20 protein-coding genes are annotated in these 18,573 nt (G+C 36.3%); 5 read left to right on the top strand and 15 right to left on the bottom strand.

What is annotated here, in order from left to right:
• Nucleotides 1–12: 12 nt before the first annotated feature.
• The 3 genes from COJ96_RS09305 to COJ96_RS09295 form a co-directional block, all read right to left on the bottom strand.
• Nucleotides 13–378 carry a hypothetical protein gene (locus COJ96_RS09305; RefSeq protein WP_098572649.1) on the bottom strand — a complete coding sequence of 122 codons (366 nt, stop codon included), beginning with the start codon at nt 376–378 and terminating at the stop codon, nt 13–15.
• A gap of 108 nt (nt 379–486) precedes the next feature.
• Nucleotides 487–726: a YlbE-like family protein gene (locus COJ96_RS09300; protein WP_098572648.1), complete on the bottom strand. Its 240-nt coding sequence runs from the start codon at nt 724–726 to the stop codon at nt 487–489.
• A gap of 19 nt (nt 727–745) precedes the next feature.
• Nucleotides 746–1,153 (bottom strand): YlbD family protein, encoded by a 408-nt coding sequence (locus tag COJ96_RS09295; RefSeq protein WP_098572647.1) that lies wholly within the window; start codon nt 1,151–1,153, stop codon nt 746–748.
• A gap of 148 nt (nt 1,154–1,301) precedes the next feature.
• Between COJ96_RS09295 and COJ96_RS09290 the strand changes: the two genes are divergently transcribed.
• Both COJ96_RS09290 and COJ96_RS09285 read left to right on the top strand, forming a co-directional pair.
• Entirely contained in the window at nt 1,302–1,808 is a 507-nt protein-coding gene (locus tag COJ96_RS09290; RefSeq protein WP_098572646.1) for a PaaI family thioesterase, read from the top strand.
• Nucleotides 1,808–2,167 carry a hypothetical protein gene (locus COJ96_RS09285; RefSeq protein WP_098572645.1) on the top strand — a complete coding sequence of 120 codons (360 nt, stop codon included), beginning with the start codon at nt 1,808–1,810 and terminating at the stop codon, nt 2,165–2,167. The genes COJ96_RS09290 and COJ96_RS09285 overlap by 1 nt, the downstream gene beginning before the upstream one ends.
• A 16-nt stretch (nt 2,168–2,183) precedes the next feature.
• On the opposite strand, the gene COJ96_RS09280 is transcribed toward COJ96_RS09285, so the two are convergent.
• Together COJ96_RS09280 and COJ96_RS09275 are read right to left on the bottom strand one after the other, a co-directional pair.
• Nucleotides 2,184–3,266, bottom strand: coding sequence for a CAP domain-containing protein (locus COJ96_RS09280; RefSeq protein ID WP_098572644.1), 1,083 nt, complete (start codon nt 3,264–3,266; stop codon nt 2,184–2,186).
• Between the two features lie 178 nt (nt 3,267–3,444).
• On the bottom strand, nt 3,445–3,879 hold the full coding sequence (locus tag COJ96_RS09275) for a CBS domain-containing protein (protein WP_098572643.1): 435 nt from the start codon (nt 3,877–3,879) through the stop codon (nt 3,445–3,447).
• A 191-nt stretch (nt 3,880–4,070) separates the two neighbouring features.
• Here COJ96_RS09275 and COJ96_RS09270 point away from each other — a divergent pair, with 191 nt between their 5' ends.
• Nucleotides 4,071–4,430, top strand: a complete 360-nt coding sequence (locus tag COJ96_RS09270) for a YugN family protein (RefSeq protein WP_098572642.1) — start codon at nt 4,071–4,073, stop codon at nt 4,428–4,430.
• A 70-nt stretch (nt 4,431–4,500) separates the two neighbouring features.
• Here the strand turns inward: COJ96_RS09270 and COJ96_RS09265 are convergent, their stop codons facing one another.
• The 7 genes from COJ96_RS09265 to cyoE all read right to left on the bottom strand — a co-directional run bounded on the left by COJ96_RS09265 (nt 4,501) and on the right by cyoE (nt 11,109).
• Nucleotides 4,501–4,965, bottom strand: a complete 465-nt coding sequence (locus tag COJ96_RS09265) for a DUF420 domain-containing protein (RefSeq protein ID WP_098572641.1) — start codon at nt 4,963–4,965, stop codon at nt 4,501–4,503.
• Nucleotides 4,966–5,084: 119 nt separating this feature from the next.
• Nucleotides 5,085–5,990, bottom strand: coding sequence for a cytochrome c oxidase assembly factor CtaG (gene ctaG, locus COJ96_RS09260; protein WP_257148472.1), 906 nt, complete (start codon nt 5,988–5,990; stop codon nt 5,085–5,087).
• 143 nt (nt 5,991–6,133) lie between these two features.
• The gene (gene ctaF / locus COJ96_RS09255; protein ID WP_098572639.1) at nt 6,134–6,469 is read right to left on the bottom strand and encodes a cytochrome c oxidase subunit IVB; all 336 of its coding nucleotides are present in this window, start codon (nt 6,467–6,469) and stop codon (nt 6,134–6,136) included.
• Between the two features lie 4 nt (nt 6,470–6,473).
• Complete coding sequence (locus tag COJ96_RS09250) at nt 6,474–7,100, bottom strand: cytochrome (ubi)quinol oxidase subunit III (protein WP_026566335.1); 627 nt, start codon at nt 7,098–7,100, stop codon at nt 6,474–6,476.
• The gene (gene ctaD / locus COJ96_RS09245) at nt 7,100–8,971 is read right to left on the bottom strand and encodes a cytochrome c oxidase subunit I (RefSeq protein WP_098572638.1); all 1,872 of its coding nucleotides are present in this window, start codon (nt 8,969–8,971) and stop codon (nt 7,100–7,102) included. Before ctaD ends, COJ96_RS09250 begins: the two co-directional genes overlap by 1 nt.
• Nucleotides 8,972–9,002: 31 nt before the next feature.
• Nucleotides 9,003–10,061, bottom strand: a complete 1,059-nt coding sequence (coxB, locus tag COJ96_RS09240) for a cytochrome c oxidase subunit II (RefSeq protein WP_098572637.1) — start codon at nt 10,059–10,061, stop codon at nt 9,003–9,005.
• 112 nt (nt 10,062–10,173) lie between these two features.
• Nucleotides 10,174–11,109 (bottom strand): heme o synthase, encoded by a 936-nt coding sequence (cyoE, locus tag COJ96_RS09235; protein ID WP_098572636.1) that lies wholly within the window; start codon nt 11,107–11,109, stop codon nt 10,174–10,176.
• A gap of 584 nt (nt 11,110–11,693) precedes the next feature.
• Here cyoE and COJ96_RS09230 point away from each other — a divergent pair.
• Entirely contained in the window at nt 11,694–12,602 is a 909-nt protein-coding gene (locus COJ96_RS09230; protein ID WP_098572635.1) for a COX15/CtaA family protein, read from the top strand.
• Nucleotides 12,603–12,639: 37 nt separating this feature from the next.
• On the opposite strand, the gene pyc is transcribed toward COJ96_RS09230, so the two are convergent.
• The 3 genes from pyc to COJ96_RS09215 form a co-directional block, all read right to left on the bottom strand.
• Nucleotides 12,640–16,083 carry a pyruvate carboxylase gene (gene pyc, locus COJ96_RS09225; RefSeq protein ID WP_098572634.1) on the bottom strand — a complete coding sequence of 1,148 codons (3,444 nt, stop codon included), beginning with the start codon at nt 16,081–16,083 and terminating at the stop codon, nt 12,640–12,642.
• Between the two features lie 67 nt (nt 16,084–16,150).
• Nucleotides 16,151–17,356 carry an FtsW/RodA/SpoVE family cell cycle protein gene (locus COJ96_RS09220; RefSeq protein ID WP_098572633.1) on the bottom strand — a complete coding sequence of 402 codons (1,206 nt, stop codon included), beginning with the start codon at nt 17,354–17,356 and terminating at the stop codon, nt 16,151–16,153.
• Nucleotides 17,357–17,549: 193 nt separating this feature from the next.
• Nucleotides 17,550–17,831 (bottom strand): Fpa/YlaN family protein, encoded by a 282-nt coding sequence (locus COJ96_RS09215; protein WP_098572739.1) that lies wholly within the window; start codon nt 17,829–17,831, stop codon nt 17,550–17,552.
• 221 nt (nt 17,832–18,052) lie between these two features.
• Here COJ96_RS09215 and COJ96_RS09210 point away from each other — a divergent pair, with 221 nt between their 5' ends.
• Nucleotides 18,053–18,550 carry a hypothetical protein gene (locus COJ96_RS09210; protein WP_098572632.1) on the top strand — a complete coding sequence of 166 codons (498 nt, stop codon included), beginning with the start codon at nt 18,053–18,055 and terminating at the stop codon, nt 18,548–18,550.
• Nucleotides 18,551–18,573 lie beyond the last annotated feature (23 nt).

Raw genomic sequence — 18,573 nt, 5'->3', positions numbered from 1 at the left:
GAAAAATACAGTTTATCTAGTGATATTTACCATAAATTCTTTTTCCATTCCATACGGTTGATTATTTAAATCCACAACTTCAAGTTTAACCCTGTGGCTGCCCGGCGAAAGCCCTTTAATGATAAATGCTGCCGCATTAACTTCTGATTTTTTCTTACCATCAATCCATATCACAAGCTTTCCTAAATTCTTCTTTGAATGATCGGTTTCGCGAAAACTAATTCCTGAAACAACACAATTAATTAATACTGTTTCTCCTTTTATTTGGTGGTGGACAAATAATGAAGGTATTTCGGTCCTTGGCTTAATATGATTAAATCCGGAAAGCATTCCAATCAAAAAAATAATAAGGACTACCTGCGGAAGCTGTTTTTTCATTTTGATTCACTCCTTCTTTGATTGTATTGTTCGCCTCCATTTCATTTTTTAGTCTTAATCCTCTTGTTAACACACAAAAAAAGCCACAAAATAAACATGTGGACTTAGTTAATTTTGATTTTTCATTGCCTGAAACATATGATACATCATGGACGCCATTTGTACACTATTTGAAAATTTATTCACTTGATCTGGAATGGTCTTTTTATAATAGTGTAAGGACTCAATTTCAAGTGCTTGTAAATCATATGGATTTCTTGATAACTTTCGGTACCAGATTGGTTGTTCGCGGATAAACTGCTTTAAATCCTTCTGACTTTCAATATATTCAAGGACATCTCTTCTCATAAATTAAAGCCCCTTCCTATCAGTCTTTTCTAAACAAAAAGGGATGTTTTGGTCCTTCAGGTGGTTTTGCTGCCCCCCCCGCTGCATTGTTTCCTTGAAATTGCGAAAGGACGCTTTGGACTGCTCCGAGGGCCTGACTTAAGTTATTAATATGGTTTTGCATCTGATTCGGATCCATTTTCTTAACCATCCCCATAATTGTCGAAATCCAATCACCTTTTGATTCTGTGCTTGCTTCTTCAGCAGCTGATTCATCACTAGTTCCAATCGTTTCCCACCGAGTATCCTCTTCCCCTAACAAATACCACTCTTCATATAACTCCTGCCAGGTTGCCTTCCCCCTCCGTACTTCCTGGACAAGTTTAGGATTGCTTTTAACAAATTCTTTAAATTGTATAACGGTAGGGTGTAATTGTTTTTGTGTCATTTTTCTCACCTCAACCCATATTACTGCCAATAATACATTATGAAAGATCATTCAAAATGTGAAAGGACCACGCAGGATAAATATATTTAATATTTTTTCTGTAAATGATAAGATGGCAGAAGAATAAGGATTGAAAGAGGTATCTAGAATGAAAGATGAATTACGACAATTATTAGAAACATGTATCGAAAATGGTTCAGAAGCAGATCTCAGTTCACTTACCTTCCTCTTAGAAGGGCTAAAACAAAAAATTAATCAAAACCGCATTACCTATATTGACGGGATTCTTCAAATGGACAGGAAATTTGTAGAGAATACTTGCGAAATTACCATTCCCATTCATCCAATAATAAATAATAATCTAGACATCGTCCATGGCGGAATTACTGCTACTGTTCTTGATACTACGATGGGTAGTTTGGCTAATTACTATTTGCCAAAAGGATTTGGGGCTGTTACTAATCAATTAAATATCCATTACATAGCACCAGGTATTGGAGAAACGATTCATTGTAAAGCGGAGATAGTCCATAAGGGCAGCAAAACAATGGTAATATCAGGAGAAGCCTACCGGAGCGATGGAAAAAAAATGGCCTATGCGACAGGTACATTCTTTATTATTAACAAATTAGGACCAGGGGAGTTTGATACATAATGGTCACCGCCATCGTCATTCCAATTATTTTCCTTTACTTTTATTGGCTTACAAAAAAAGAGATGAAGGTAAATGATTCAAAGTGGGCTAGTACTGGTCACGTCCAGCACGAAGCAATTTTAATTGGGGAAATTAAAAGCATCATAGAGGAGAAACAACGGTTTTATTATCACCGTTATATTCATGTTCAATCATTAAGATTGCAAACAGAAACAAAATTAATTACAGTTCAAAAGATTACGCCCATTACTAAAGGCCTTCAGAAAGTTTCCTTTAAAGTAGGGGATACCATTAAAGTATATGGAATGTGGAAGGATAATAAATTTGTATTTAACGAATATGTTATTGAAAAAAGGTGACCTTAACGTCACCTTTTTATTGTTCTATTTTTTGAATGAAATTTTGTGTATAGTATTTTTCATAAACTCCTACTCCAAGATGTGAATAATCCTTATTTAATAGTGCCTCCCGATGACCTTTACTATTGAGCCAACCTTCCACCACAGCAGGGCCATCGGTATAGTTTGCCGCGATATTCTCACCTGCAGACTTATAAACCACTTCAGCAGTTTTTAATCTTTTTTCGAGGTCTCCAAATTTCTTAGATGTATGTGAGAAGTCATTGTTTTCTGACATGTCCTTACTATGTTGAAACGCTGCTTTAGCCGTATTTTCATCCCACTTTAAAACCTTTAATTTGTTTCTTTCTCTTAAGACATTGGTAATGTCAAATATCTGTTGTTCGGTGTCTTCTTCAATCTTGCGCTGCCTTTCCTCGCTAGGCTCAGGAGCCTGAATTAAGACTCCATTATAAACCAGTTCATAGGGACGCTGCTTGATTAGTGTAGACGCATCTAAGAAACGAACACTTGAGAGGTTTCCTGTGAACTTATCTATATATAGTTGAACAAAAATATCACCCAATTGTACCATCGGCCGAAGATTTAAATCAGTATCGTTTAGTTCAAAGCGATAAGAATTTCCCTTAAATTCGAGATTAACATTCGTATCAATATAGTGTGTATTAAAAATTTCCTCAACTGGTTGTCCAATTTCAAATGGTGCTACATCTAAATTCTGACCAATCGCAAAAATCGTAACAATACGCTTATTTTCTACACCCACTTGTAAATAGCCTTTAGAATTTTGATTATAAATATACCACTGATAGCCATACATAGATTCATCAATCCGTAATGGTCTACCAAGTTCCTTTTCTAAATCCTCTTCATTTTTTCCAATTAATAAAGCCAAACCTTCTTTTGGTTTCTCTGAGATAATTTTTTTACTAGGTTTATTCACTGGGTTTTGGCTTATATTTTGTTCTTTTACTTCTGATGTATTATTTTCTTTAATTAAAATAGTATCATCATTATTTTCGTTTATACTAACATAAAAACCAATGGTTAAAAAAACAGCTGAAAGGATTAAAATTTTTGACAGTATACGCAGAGGCATTCACCCTCTCTGGAACTTTTTCTATCATTATATGTATAGATAAAATTATTATATCATCTATAGCTTGAATAATAATAGTGATTATCATAAATATCAGATAAATGAACTGATTAAAAGAAAACAGGTACACTGAGTACCTGTTTTCTTTTAATCGACTATTTTTTTTATATAATAATTCTTAGTGTTGTACATTATTAAAGTTTTGTTCAGATATTTCTGTTAAGGCGACCTTTGCCTGATCATCAGTTAATTCTCTGATGGCGAAGTCACCTAATGAAACAATTCCAACTAATTTATCTCCTTCGACCACAGGTAAACGGCGGATTTGATGTTCTGCCATTATTTTTGCCGCTTCCTTGCTTGAAGCATCAGGTGTGACTGTAATCAGTTGATTACTCATGATATCTTCTACCTTGGTAGACCCAGGATGTTTTTCAGCCACACCTCTTACGACAATATCACGGTCTGTTATCATGCCCACAAGCTTGTCCTGGTCAAGAATCGGGATAGCACCTACATTTAACTCTTTCATTTTTAAAGCCACTTCATATACATTATCCAATAAAGTACAACTTTCAACGTCTTCCGTCATAATATCCCTGATATTTTCCATTTTCTTACCCCCATGGTATAATTATTACAGCTTATCATTATTCTAGGTTTTCCATCCAATAATGTTTTATTCGCCTGAATCTATTCATTGCAAGTTGCTTGATTTTCAACTATTATTAAAATTGAATAATAATTGCTTTACTGATAAAAGAAACATTGGGGTAATGGTATCGTTTTTAGGAGGGATTATTTATGAAATTCGAGAATACTGAGATTGAAAAGTTAAAGGCTGACTTAAACCGACTAGATGAAGTCATGTTAGACCACGGTTTAGTGCGCGAGGGGCAATGGGACTATGAACGTGTTACATATGACCGCAAGTTTGAATTAAAAGAAGGGGTATTTTATCTGCGCGTTCGCGGACATGCGATAGAAGGTGATATTGGGGCTAATAAAGCAACAATTCAATTAATGACCCCGCTATTAGGTAAACATTACTATCCGCATGGTGTGGAGTATGGTGAAGGTGAAAACTTCCCTGCCTCACTTGTGAACCAATGTAAAAAAATCCTTGATGCTGTGAAAGCCGAAGTAAGTAAATTTGCTCTATAAAATAAAATATAATAAAAAAGACGCATGGAGTCATGCGTCTTTTTTATTTTGAAGTTGCAAGGACCCTATTTTACAGTCCTAGGATTGCTTTAATCATCGAAGTGGTCTCTCCGCCATGATAAAATACATAAAGCAATAGATATACAGCAACTCCAGTGATTGCTGTAAAAAACCATATAACACTTGTTATTGGGCCAAGTTTGCGATGGATAGAAAGTTTATTTTTGTATCCGGTAAGAATAGACACAACACCGAACACAGCTCCTATTGTCGCAAGTGTAATATGAAAGATTAAAAATATGGTGTAATAAATTTTAATATTTTCTGGCCCACCGAACGACGTGTTTCCAATAAAGATTGTCCGGGAAGCATAAATGATAAAAAATATCACAGCAAAAATAGCAGCCAAAACCATTGTTTTTTTATGAGATTCAATCTTCCTGTGCGCAATTTGCCACCATCCAATGGCAACGGTAATAGCACTTAATACGATAAATGAAGTACTGATCGTGGGTAAAATCGGTAAGGAGTTCATTCCATATCCTCTCTTTTCTTATATTCTACAATAATAGTAGTTCAACTACCTTAACAATTCAACGGATAAACATGAAATTTCCTCTAAACAGTAAAAAAATCTCCCAAGAGTATGGGAGATTATTTTATAAGGAGAGGATTTAGCTGCTGCTTCATTTCTTGTTCAGTATCGTCTTGATCTTTTCGATACCATTCAAAGAAAACATGTCCAAGAATTACTCCGTAAATGATTTCTTGAATAATTTTCATTAATACTCCACCAAGCTGCTGGTCATGAAGCAGTGACATCGAACTAAAAAGCTCGGGACCACTTAAATTCAAGCTATCAAAGTTCGCAGAACCGACACATAAACTCATTACTTGTCCCCAAACCTGTGGGTCAGAATAGGTCGCATACATTGGAGTATCTGCAAAGATAATTAAGGCACAAGCAGGTGTTAACAGAATTCCATCTGCAAAAATATAACCCACCTTTTTTAGTCCACTTAATGTCTCATGTTCTGGCAATTGATTAAGTAACGGCCACCACATGAAAGTTGCAACAACAAATAATAGGATAGAATAAATAGCATGCAGCCAACCATTTTGCATGACATGGTCAAAAATTATTGGTACGTGATAAAAGGAAAATAAGCCATTAAAAACAATCAAGGCAATTAGCGGCTTTGTTAAAACTGTAAAGATAGAATTGACTGCGCTAATGCTAAAAATTTTCCTCCACACCCAATTTGGGATACTAATAATTAATATAGGTGGTACCACCAATACTAAAGCAGCCATTTGAATCATATGAACCCAAAACATAAGATGGGCTAATAAATCGACTGGCGAACCCTTAATGATATACAGAAGGATTATTGATAAAAGAAACAAACTACCTTGTGTTTTCGTTAAGGGCTCACTATTTGGAAACCAGGTTCTATATTTTGTTGTAAGTACAAAGTATCCTGCAGTAACTACAATTAAGATTAATAAAAAGTACGGGCTCCAAAGTGCTTTAAAACCAAAAATATCTAAAGTAAGCACCCAAATCACCTCTTTTTGAATTAAAAGAATTATTGACTCTATTATACCCTTGGTCAAAACGATAAGCAAAGAAATGGAAGCTTCCATTTCTTGCTCTTAAAAAAGAAAATCGGCTAGTAGCCGATTTTCTTTTTTTGAACCTATTACCACCAAATAATTGTTGAAAAGGCAAGTATAGTTATTGCTCCAACCAACACACCTGAGTATAAAAAGAGTGATGGAGCTTCATGCCCTTTATGGCTCATATGCATGAAATAATATAGTTGGAAAATAACTTGAACCACTGCTAATAAAATAATAAACGGTACAGTAAACCATGAAGTAAACCCTTTAATATATACAGCTGCAAAAGCAATTAATGTTAAAAAAATCATTAAGGCAAAAGAAACTAACTGATATTTCATTTCTTCTGCATTTTTCCTGCGACGATATTCAATGTCTACTCTTGGGTTACCTGAATTTAATTGTTGATTAGCCATCAGTTTATCCCACCATTCCCATTAAATATACTACTGTAAAGATAAATACCCAAACAACGTCAATAAAATGCCAGTATAAACTAAACACATAGAATTTTGGAGCGTTGTAAAGGTCTAAGCCACGTTTAGAATTTCTAAACATCAATGTTAAACACCAAAGTAAACCAAAAGCAACGTGGCCCCCGTGGAAACCAACTAGTGTATAGAAGGCAGATCCGAAAGCACTGCTTGTAAATGTATGCCCTTCATGGACATAATGGGTAAATTCGTAAACCTCTAGTCCTAAGAACCCTGCACCTAATAGAGCTGTAAGACCAAGCCAAACCATCATTTTTTTGAAGGCAAAATTCTTCATATGATACATTGCGTACACACTTGTTAATGAGCTGGTTAAGAGCAGCATTGTCGCAACAAATGTTAACGGTAATTCAAATAAATCCTTTGCTAAAGGATGACTTGAACTTGGAACTTTATCCTTTAATGCAAGGTATGTGGCAAAGAGGGAGGCAAAAAGAACTGTCTCTCCCCCTAGGAAAAACCAAAAACCTAAAAATTTATTTTTTGATTCAAGGGTTGATTTTTCCGGCGCAGCAGGCCATGTTTCATAAGTAAATTTTTCATCAGCGTGCATTATGCCTTTACCCCCTTATCATCGTCATCCATTAAGTCCTCTTTGTGAATATGGAATCCATGATCATCTTTTACTGAACGTAAGAACATGGAACCAAACGTTACTAACAATCCAATAATCATTACTGGTAAAGCCCAAGCCTTATCATTTACATGATACATTGCTCCAAAAGCTGCAATGAATAATCCTAAAGCCATCATAAACGGTAAGAAAGATGAATTAGGCATATGAATGTCACCAAGCGGCTCAGCTGGAGTCATTCCTTTTTTACCATCCATTTTTTCTAACCAGTATGCATCTAACCCACGAACAAGTGGAAGTTGTTTAAAGTTATAGAACGGTGGTGGTGAAGGGATTGCCCATTCTAGGGTTCTTCCATCTCCCCATGGATCATTACCGACTTTAACATTTTTCACAGATGTAACGATGATGTTATATAACATGACAATAACACCTAAGCCCATAAAGGCAGCTCCTATTGAACTAACCATGTTGGCACTGTCAAATCCTTGACCAGGAAGGTATGTGAATACGCGTCGCGGCATTCCCCATAAACCTAAGAAATGTTGGATAAAGAAGGTTAAATGGAACCCGATAAAGAACAACCAGAAAGTAATTTTACCTAACGTTTCATTCAACATTGTTCCAAACATTTTTGGCCAATAAAGATGTGTGCCTGCAAATACTGCAAATACTACACCACCAACAATAACGTAATGGAAGTGCGCAACAACGAAATAAGTATCATGGTATTGATAATCTGCTGCTGCGGAGGCAAGCATTACCCCTGTTACTCCACCCGCAAGAAATGATGGAATAAATGCCATTGCCCAATGCATAGGAGTGGTAAATTTAACACTTCCTCCCCACATTGTTAAAAGCCAGTTAAATATTTTAATTCCTGTCGGTACACCAATTGCCATAGTAGCTACTGCAAAAATGGCATTAGCTACAGGTCCTAAACCAGTTGTAAACATATGGTGAGCCCATACCATGAAGCCTAGGAAACCAATTAATACCGTTGCAAAAACCATGGAAGAGTAACCAAATAAACGTTTTCTTGAGAAAATTGGGAAAATCTCTGAAAAAATCCCGAATGCCGGAAGTATTAATATATATACTTCTGGGTGACCGAAGATCCAGAATAGATGTTCCCAAATTACGGTATTTCCACCTAATGTAACATCAAAGAAATTCGCACCAAACAATCGGTCGAACATCATTAGAACTAAACCAACTGTTAATGGAGGAAATGCGAACAAAATCAGTGCAGAAGTAACAAATGTAGTCCAAGTAAACAAAGGCATTCTCATATATGTCATACCCGGAGCACGCATGTTAATGATGGTAACTAGGAAGTTAATACCACCAATCAAGGTTCCTATACCAGATATCTGTAAACCTAAGATATAAAAGTCTACACCATGGCCTTTTGAGTGAAGTGCAAGTGACGCATAAGATGTCCAACCTGCATCAGGAGCTCCACCTAAGAACCATGAAAGGTTTAGAAATATTCCACCAAAGAAGAATAACCAAAATCCTAGAGCATTTACAAATGGAAACGCAACGTCGCGTGCTCCAATTTGTAATGGCATTACCGCATTCATAAATGCAAATACAAGCGGCATTGCAGCAAGGAAAATCATTGTTGTTCCATGCATTGTGATAATTTCATTAAATAATCCGGCACTAACAAAGTCATTATTAGGCACTGCAAGTTGGATGCGGATAAATATTGCCTCAAGTCCGCCCACTAAGAAGAAAAATCCACCTGCAATGAGATATAGGATAGCGATCTTTTTATGGTCAACAGTTGTTAAAAAGTCCCATAAAGTTGCCCCAAATCCCTTTTTTTGAGCATAGGTACTCACAATTTTACCTCCCTTTCAACCAATTCCCCTTTTATTTCTGAACCTTTAATCCCATTAAATACTCTGATAAGGCATTAAGCTGTTCTTCAGACATTTCAGGGTATTTACCTGTCATCATGTTTCCAGGTTTGTATGTTTCCGGGTTACGGATCCAATTTTTTAACTCTTCTTTATTATGATCCAAAACACCTGCTACACGAGTGCGATTACCAAAATCTGATAAATTTGGTGCAAGACGTGCTGTCTCAGGCATTTTATTTGATGGTGTTACGGCATGACAACCGATACAGCTTTGATTGAAAATTTCTTGTCCCTGTGCAGCAACAGTGCCTTGTGCTTTAGCTGGCTCTTTCACATTCTGCATCGAAGCAACCCAATCATCAAATTTATCTCTGCTGATTGCTTTTACTTTAAAGTCCATTAATGCATGGGATGGTCCACAAAGTTCTGCACATTTCCCATAGAAAAGATTTCCGGCTTCGTTGGCTTGTTTATCATCAAACTCTAACCAGAATTTATTGATATTATCAGTGTTAGTATCAAGTTTTCCACCAACAGCTGGTATCCAGAATGAATGTTTAACATCAGTAGACTTTAAATTGAAGTACACTTTTTCATTCGTAGGTACGACTAAATCCTGACTTGTTACAATCTTCTGTCCAGGATATTCAAAATCCCACCAGTATAAATGTGAGCGCACATTAATAACAAGCGCTTTTGTATTTTTCTTGTCCATTGGTGATACATCTGCAAGCTTAAAGGTTGCAGCTACTGTCGGAACGGCAAGAATCAATAGTAAAAGAATCGGTACAACAGTCCAAATAATTTCTAATTTGTGACTTCCTTCTACTTGTTTTGGGATTCTGTCATCCTTTCGTTTAAAACGAACCAAGATCAAAATGAAAATGATCGCGACAACAATAATAACCCCAACCATGATTAAAGTACTTAACTTCATTAAATCATATTGCGTTTTCGCAACTTCACCGGCAGGCTTTAACGTGGAAAGGTACGGTTCGCCACATCCGGAGAGTACAAGCGCTAAAATCGAAAATAACGAAATCAAACGCCACTTTGCAAGCCTTTTCATAGCTTAATCAAACCCCTCTTTCACTAATAAATTATAAAACATTTGGTGGATCAAAGAAGTATGTAGGATGACTGTTTCCTCCAATTTCATTTAGAAACAATCAATTGCAAAACTAAATCAATGTAACGATAACCATTGCTACAAAAATAATAGTTAAGTATTGCAAAGAGTAAACAAACATTAGTTTTGCCCACTTTATGTCATCTTTGATTCTATATCCATAAATCCCTAATGCCAGCCACCCGATATTTAATAAGATAGCAAGTACTAGAAATGGGATTCCTAACTTGGTTAGAAAAAACGGAATCGGTTGAAGTGCAGCAACCCAGAGAACGATGTGAATTTTGGTGGTTTTAAACCCCTTCACTACCGGTAGCATTGGAATACCAGCTGCTTTATATTCTTTAACTCTTCTCATCGCCAATGCATAAAAATGTGGTGGCTGCCAAGCAAACATTAAAACAAACAATGACCATGCCATAATATCAAGATTTGCATCGACCGCTGCCCACCCAATAAGCGGAGGTACGGCTCCTGAAATGCTCCCGATAATTGTATTGGAAACCAATTGCCTCTTCGACCACAGGGTATAGAGGAAAACATAGCTAAAAACTCCAAGCAGTCCAATTACTGTTGCAGTCATCGTAGTAAAGAATAAAGACAGTGTTCCCAGTCCAATGAGTAAAATACCTAATGAAAGAACTTTTACCGGCCCTATTTTCCCAGTTACAGTTGGTCGCGCTTTCGTTCTTTCCATTAAATGGTCAATATCGCGATCAACATAATTATTGATTGCACAGGACCCAGCGATAATTAATGAAGAACCAACTACGGTAAAAAAGACAATATCTAAATTATTTAGAAAGCTTTGCCCAGTAAAATGTAGTGCTAACCATAAACCAGTAAAAGTAGTAATAAGGTTGGAATTTACAATCCCTATTTTAATTAGGGCCATAAGGTCTTTCCAAGCTGTGGTTTGTAAATTGGTATTCAGGCCCGCAGCGCCATTATCAATAGCAGCATCTCCGTAAGCCTTAGAGTCAGACATTTGTTTCTCCTCCTAAACCTAAATAACAAAACATTCATCATTTAAGTACGTAATATTGATACTTCATTATTTATGCCCTCATTTGTAATAAAAAGGAATGCTCATCAGAAAAAATCAATAAATTTTTTTCGACTTGAATAATAATTATCAAAAAAGAATAGTGATTTTTAAAACACTTTCTCTGTATATTAAATCACACTTTCCGATATTTTTGTGAACTTTTTTTGAATAATTTTATACAAAATTGTAACAGAATTCATTATTTCATGACTAATGTATGAATTTTATGGTTAGGACCTCTTATTTTTATATATGAATCATTCTATAATATATACCCTTATCTATTACTAACAGACTAAAAGTAAAGTTTCAACTGTTTCCACTATAATAATAGTGTTAATCATTTGTTATTCAGGACCTTTTTATTACTAAAAGTTATTTAATAATCTATACTTAATTTCTGTTCTTTTTCGACATTATTCGGTATTATTAATAGGGATTTTAAAAATCTTGTTCTTTTCCATTTATTATACTGTCAGGTTTATCCAATGACAAATTATTGAACTTTTTAAGAGGTGACTTATTTGCGACGATCTTTGAAGTGGTTAGCGGTTGCCACTACCATCGGAATGATTTTTATTCTAATCGGCGGTGCTTTAGTGACAAAGACCGGTTCTGGAATGGGCTGCGGGAGGTCTTGGCCACTTTGTCATGGTAAATTCCTTCCGTTGGCTATAACACCAGAATTAGCTATTGAACTTGCCCACAGGCTTGTTTCCGGATTAGGTGGAATTATGGTTCTCATTCTATCTGTTTGGTCATGGAAGGCGATAGGGCATATAAGAGAAACGAAATTTCTTTCATTCCTTTCCTTTTTCTTTTTACTATTACAAGCATTAATCGGGGCAGCTGCAGTAAAATGGGGACAATCAAGTTTTGTCCTAGCCTTACATTTCGGTATTTCTCTTATCTCCTTTTCATCGGTGTTATTGTTAACACTTTTAATTTTTGAAATTGATAAGAAATTTAATGCAGAAAAACTTTATATTGATAAGAGAATGGGGTTCCATATTGTCGGTGTTTCCATTTATAGTTATCTTGTAATCTACACTGGTGCACTTGTTCGTCATACTAAGTCTAGCCTTGTTTGTCGAGACTGGCCTTTATGTTTAAATGACTCCCCAGTTTTCCCCTCTAACTTGTACGAATGGGTGCAAATGGGGCACCGGGCAGCCGCTGGTCTGATCTTTATTTGGATTACCTATATCCTTATTTTGACAATCCGCAAATATAAAGAGCAAAGAGTTCTTTATTGGGGTTGGATTATTTCCTTCATCCTTGTTTCCTTGCAAGTGATTGCTGGGGCCTTGATTATTTTCACTCGTTTAAATCTCTATATTGCGCTTTTACATGCGTTCTTTATTACTTGCTTGTTTGGGGTTTTAAGTTATTTTCTTTTGTTATATTCTAGGTCTAAGAAAAATTATCATTAAAAAAGTTGCTAGGGAATAAGATCCCTAGCAACTTTTTTTAGTTTTTCGATAAGTCAATTAAAAGGTCTCCCGTTAGTATTGCATCACCGCTTGATACATAAATATCCTTAACGATTCCTGAAAACGGTGCTTGAACGGTTGTTTCCATTTTCATCGCTTCGGTAATCATTAAATGATCACCGCGCTCTACTTTTTCACCTTTTTCGACGATCACCTTTACCACGGTTCCCGGCATTGTCGCGGCTAGTTGATTTTCATTTTTCGGATCAGCCTTTAACCTAGAAACTACCGTAGATTTAATACTTTCATCCTTTATGGAGACTTCACGCGGCTGACCATTTAATTCAAAGTAAACTACCCTCGTACCATCTGCTTGAGGATGACCGATAGAGACAAGTTTAACAATCAGTGTTTTCCCTGTTTCAATTTCCACTTCAATTTCCTCACCCAGTCGCATTCCATAAAGGAATGTTGGGGTATCAAGTACTGAGATATCGCCGTACTGCTCATCTATTTTCATGTAATCCATAAATACCTTAGGATATAAAGCATAAGAAATAACCTCAAAATCCGTTACTTGTCTGCCAAGTTCTTTAAACAATTTTTCTTTAATTTTCTTTAAATCCACTGAATTAAGCAATTCACCTGGGCGAACTTCCAATGGTTTTTTTCCTTTTAAGATTACTTGTTGTAAGTCTTCTGGAAAACCACCATATGGCTGACCAAGCGATCCTTCAAATAGTTCAACAACTGAGTCTGGGAAATCCAGCGTATCTCCCTTTATTAGTACATCTTCCTCAGTTAAATCATTTTGAACCATAAATAATGCCATATCACCAACAACTTTTGATGAAGGCGTCACTTTAACAATATCCCCAAACATATGATTTACACGTGAATACATTTCCTTTATTTCATCCCAACGGTCACCTAAGCTAACCGCTCTGGCTTGTTGTTGGAGGTTACTATATTGACCTCCTGGCATCTCATGTTGATATATTTCAGTATGAGGCGAAACCATACCACTTTCAAAATCTTGATAATATTTGCGGACATCTTCCCAATAATATGACAATTTTTCTAATGCTTTGATGTTTACTTTCGGTTGCCTTGATGTCCCTTCAAGAGCATAAAATAATGAATTAGCACTAGGCTGCGATGTTAGACCCGCCATTGTTCCTAATGCCGTGTCAACAATATCGACTCCTCCCTCTATTGCTCGAGCATACGTAAAAAGACCATTTCCGCTGGTATCATGTGTATGAAGATGGATAGGAATATCAATTGTTTCTTTTAGCTCTGAAATAAGAATGTACGCTGCCTCAGGCTTTAATAATCCAGCCATATCCTTAATTCCTAGTATATGAGCCCCTTGAAGTTCCAACTCTTTAGCCAAGTGTTTATAATATTGAAGATTGTATTTCGTCCTTGCCTGATCCAAAATGTCCCCTGTATAACATATGGATGCTTCAGCAATTTTACCAGTTTGACGAACCGCATCAATCGCAACTTCCATTCCCTTTACCCAATTTAAACTATCGAAAATTCGAAAAACATCAATTCCACCCGAAGCAGATTGATCCACAAATTCACGGATCAGATTATCAGGATAGTTTTTGTATCCTACCGCGTTCGCTCCACGTATCAACATTTGGAATAAAACATTAGGAATTTTCTTACGAAGTGAAATTAATCGGTCCCATGGATCTTCTTTTAAGAAGCGGTATGCCACATCAAAAGTTGCGCCTCCCCACATTTCAAAAGAAAATAAATCGGGTAAAAGTTTTGCAGAAGGCTTAGCGATATGAAGAATATCATTTGTACGCATACGGGTAGCTAAAAGTGACTGATGTGCATCACGAAAGGTCGTATCCGTTAATAAGACTTCTTTTTGATTCTTTACCCACTCAACAAGGCCCTCTGCACCGTACTTATCAAGGATTTGCTTAGTGCCCTCTTGATAAGGCAAATCATAAGGTAAATGAGGAATTCTTGGCTTCGAAAAAACTGGTCTTTTCTTCTTCTCAATTCCCGGAAAACCATTTACAGTGACTGTACCAATGTAGGATAACATTTTTGTCCCACGGTCTTTACGAAACGGAAAAATAAACAATTCCGGAGTCGTATCGATAAATGAGGTATCATATTCGCCGTTCCTAAACTTTTCATGCTTCACGACATTTTCTAAAAACGGTATATTCGTTTTAATTCCTCTAATCCTGAATTCCTGCAAATTACGAACCATTTTTGAGGCTGCTTGTTCAAAGGTCAGCGCCCAAGTTGATAGTTTTACTAATAACGAGTCATAATACGGTGTAATGACAGCACCTTGGAAGCCATTTCCTGCATCCAAACGTACTCCAAAACCTCCACCTGAACGATATGCCATAATTTTTCCTGTATCGGGCATAAAATTATTTAGCGGGTCTTCCGTTGTTACCCTTGACTGAATTGCAAATCCGTTAATTTGTATTTCTTCTTGTAAAGGTATACCAACTATCGGACCATGTATTTCATGTCCCTCGGCAATCAATATTTGCGTTTGAACGATATCGATACCCGTTACCATTTCTGTGACTGTGTGCTCTACTTGAACCCTTGGATTTACTTCAATAAAATAAAAATCATTTCCTGAAACAAGAAATTCTACTGTACCTGCATTCAAGTAATTTATATTTTTCATCAATTGGACAGCAGCTTCGCATATTCTTTTTCGTAATTCATCAGATATAGATACGCTTGGAGCAACCTCTACAACCTTTTGATGGCGCCTTTGGACGGAACAATCGCGGTCAAAAAGGTGAACTATATTCCCATGCTTATCACCAATAATCTGAACTTCTATATGCTTTGGATTTTCAATTAATTTTTCCAGATATACTTCGTCATTACCAAAAGCAGCCTTTGCTTCTGACTTAGCCCTTTCAAATGCTTCACGGATTTCATCTAGGTGTTTCACAATTCTCATCCCGCGGCCGCCCCCGCCAAGAGAGGCCTTAATGATAATTGGCAGCTTGTGTTCCTCCACAAAATCTTCTACCTCAGTTACATCTCTTACCGGACCTGGGCTTCCTGGAATGACTGGTATTCCAGCAAGCTCAGCTTGATGCCTTGCTTTAACCTTATCCCCGAACATATCTAGTTGTGTTATTTGAGGTCCAATAAAAATAATTCCTTCTTCTTCACAACGCTTAGCAAAATGAATATTTTCAGACAAAAAACCATAACCTGGATGAATGGCATTCGCACCGCTTTTTTTGGCGATTGCAATAATGCCGTCTATGTCTAAATAGGCATCAATCGGTTTTTTCCCTTCCCCTACGAGATAAGCCTCATCAGCTTTGTAACGATGGTAGGCTCCAGAATCTTCTTTAGAATAAATTGCAACAGTTCGAATATTCAGTTCTGTACAAGCACGAAAAACCCTTATGGCAATTTCTCCTCGGTTGGCGACCAATACTTTATTAATTTGTCTAGTCACAAAAAAGCACCTTCTATTCTATGTATTTTTAAAAACGCGAAGAGGTTAAATGTTCTTCGCGTTTTGACTAAATATAAAAAACCTTACCATCGCTTTGTTTAACTCGATTATCCATTTGTTCTTGGTTATTTTTATATTTCTTTTCATATTTATTGAACATTGCAACATTAACAAGTATTCCTGTTGCCGCTGCAAGCATTAAGAGAGAGGATCCCCCATAGCTTATAAATGGCAGTGGTACACCAGTAAGAGGAATTAACCCAGATACACCAGCTAGATTGATAAACGTCTGGATACCAATCATGCTGGAGATACCAAAAGCAAGGAGACTCCCAAAAGGGTCTTTACATTGTAATCCGACATATATTCCTCTCAATACAATATAAAAGAGAAGTATAATAACGAATCCCACACCCCAAATCCCTAATTCTTCGGCAATTACCGCCATGATGAAATCTGTATGTGATTCTGGAAGATAGCCAAGCTTTTGAATACTCTTCCCTAGGCCTAATCCATTAATCCCGCCCGAACCAATTGCAATGTAGGAGTTAGCTAAGTGAAATCCTTCATTATTTACGTACTTATCAGCAAACGGATTGTTTAATACGGCAAAACGACTTTGTTGTTCGTCAGAAAAAAACTTTCCCCAGGAGACCAAAACAAGCGGCAAAAGAACGATCATTACAATAATAAGTAATTTGCCGATACTTTTAAAACTCAGCCCAGAACACAAAATCATCGTACTTGCGATGGCCATAATAATCGCAGCAGTACCAAAGTCAGGTTGAATGATAATAAGTGAACATATAATAAAAAGATAAACTAAAGGTGGGAGAACACCTTTGTTAAATTGATTGATATAGGCTTGCTTTTTCGCATAGACGGCTGCCAAATAAATGATAGCTGCCAACTTCACAAACTCCGATGGCTGGAATAAGAAACTCCCAATTGAGTACCAGCTTTGCGCATTATTTTTTTCTACCCCAAATACAAATAAACCTAACAAAGATAAAAGAGAAGCTAGCACAATTAATACCAGAACTTTTTTGAACATCATGATCTTATATGGAAGAATTGCAGTGAAAAGGAAGATTACAGTAAAAATCATCAACCATACTTTTTGTTTTTGATAAAAGTAATCAGGTGGATAACCATACCTTTGAACTGCGGAAGCCATACTGGCACTGTATATCATAACAAGTCCAAAAGTACACAAAAGGATAGTAGCAATAATTAACGTATAATCATATGATTTCAATATTTTTTTTAGCATTTATTGGTCCTCATTTTCAATATTGATTTATATCATTCTATTATAATAGAAAATATACATTATTTCTTGAGGAAAGGTTAATTTGTTACAACAAATTAATATTGGAGTAGGCCCAATAATAAATGAAATCACCTGCTCATAATTAACAAAAAAACCCAAACAATGAACAGTAATTGTTTGAGTTCCTATGCAACTATTTCCTTAATGAAGCATCATGAAGCATTGATAACTCTTTCTCTAATGTATCGAGGATTGCTTTACCATCTTTACTATCTATTAAACCTAATCGAACAGCAAAATCTATCTCTCTTGATAGGCCAAACATTTGCGTATCCAGCACCTCTTCATAAAGAGGGCATTGGGGCATTGTGAGATTGTCCATTTGCACTTTGATTAGCCTTAATATTTTTTCTGCGTCAGCCTGTAATAAGGCAAATGCTTTTTCTTGGTGACTCACGATCATTTCAGAGGCCAACATAAATCCCCCCATTTCAGAGCGATAATTCAACTTATCTATAAATTTTACCGTTTACAACGGAAAATTGCAAGAACAATGAAGCCGATTAAATAAAGTAGCAAGTTGAGACTTTTGTTCTTCAAATATGATTTATCTTATCGCGGACCTGATTTTACTACTATGACATTTTGCCAAAAAGAAGTTATACTAATTATGCAAAGGTTTAGGGGGAATAAACTATGGAAAATATCATTATCATTTCAGGAAACGTGAAGTATACAATTACACTTGATCCAGGTGTGTGGATTTTTGACGACCGACGAGTTGATTTAACCACCTACTTTACAACAAAACTAGAGAATACTGAATCATTGGAAGAGTATACGAAAGCAGTATCCAAACATTGGGACCGTGAAATTATCGAGGGTGCGATTTACCCGCCCACATTGAAAACTGAAAAGAAATTTGAAAAAGAAAAGGTATTGACTGGAACCTTCGGTATACCATTAAAACCCTTTCTACAAAATTCAGAACCTTCTAGTGATGCAAATACATTTGTTATACATTGTATTGACAGTGAATATGAATACCCTCTAGAAAAGGCCAATGATTTTATCTTAGGATTTTCCAATAATGGAAAGCCACTTACAGGAGACGGTCCAATCCATGTCTATTTTGGCGATGGCTCAAATCTTACAAGTCCGATTAAAAACGTAAAGAGCTTTACCATAAAATAAGACGGGTGCCTTTGGCGCCCGTT

The organism is Bacillus sp. AFS073361 (genome assembly GCF_002567005.1).
Taxonomy (GTDB): domain Bacteria; phylum Bacillota; class Bacilli; order Bacillales; family Cytobacillaceae; genus Neobacillus.
The sequence above is the reverse complement of the archived record's forward strand: the minus strand, read 5'-3'. Positions and strand labels throughout refer to the sequence as shown.

Excerpts from the sequence above, each read along its gene's own strand:
- COJ96_RS09305 (WP_098572649.1), bottom strand. The coding sequence starts at position 378 with ATGAAAAAACAGCTTCCGCAGGTAGTCCTTATTATTTTTTTGATTGGA.
- COJ96_RS09300 (WP_098572648.1), bottom strand. The coding sequence starts at position 726 with ATGAGAAGAGATGTCCTTGAATATATTGAAAGTCAGAAGGATTTAAAG.
- COJ96_RS09295 (WP_098572647.1), bottom strand. The coding sequence starts at position 1,153 with ATGACACAAAAACAATTACACCCTACCGTTATACAATTTAAAGAATTT.
- COJ96_RS09290 (WP_098572646.1), top strand. The coding sequence starts at position 1,302 with ATGAAAGATGAATTACGACAATTATTAGAAACATGTATCGAAAATGGT.
- COJ96_RS09285 (WP_098572645.1), top strand. The coding sequence starts at position 1,808 with ATGGTCACCGCCATCGTCATTCCAATTATTTTCCTTTACTTTTATTGG.
- COJ96_RS09280 (WP_098572644.1), bottom strand. The coding sequence starts at position 3,266 with ATGCCTCTGCGTATACTGTCAAAAATTTTAATCCTTTCAGCTGTTTTT.
- COJ96_RS09275 (WP_098572643.1), bottom strand. The coding sequence starts at position 3,879 with ATGGAAAATATCAGGGATATTATGACGGAAGACGTTGAAAGTTGTACT.
- COJ96_RS09270 (WP_098572642.1), top strand. The coding sequence starts at position 4,071 with ATGAAATTCGAGAATACTGAGATTGAAAAGTTAAAGGCTGACTTAAAC.
- COJ96_RS09265 (WP_098572641.1), bottom strand. The coding sequence starts at position 4,965 with ATGAACTCCTTACCGATTTTACCCACGATCAGTACTTCATTTATCGTA.
- ctaF (WP_098572639.1), bottom strand. The coding sequence starts at position 6,469 with ATGGCTAATCAACAATTAAATTCAGGTAACCCAAGAGTAGACATTGAA.
- COJ96_RS09250 (WP_026566335.1), bottom strand. The coding sequence starts at position 7,100 with ATGCACGCTGATGAAAAATTTACTTATGAAACATGGCCTGCTGCGCCG.
- coxB (WP_098572637.1), bottom strand. The coding sequence starts at position 10,061 with ATGAAAAGGCTTGCAAAGTGGCGTTTGATTTCGTTATTTTCGATTTTA.
- cyoE (WP_098572636.1), bottom strand. The coding sequence starts at position 11,109 with ATGTCTGACTCTAAGGCTTACGGAGATGCTGCTATTGATAATGGCGCT.
- COJ96_RS09220 (WP_098572633.1), bottom strand. The coding sequence starts at position 17,356 with ATGCTAAAAAAAATATTGAAATCATATGATTATACGTTAATTATTGCT.
- COJ96_RS09210 (WP_098572632.1), top strand. The coding sequence starts at position 18,053 with ATGGAAAATATCATTATCATTTCAGGAAACGTGAAGTATACAATTACA.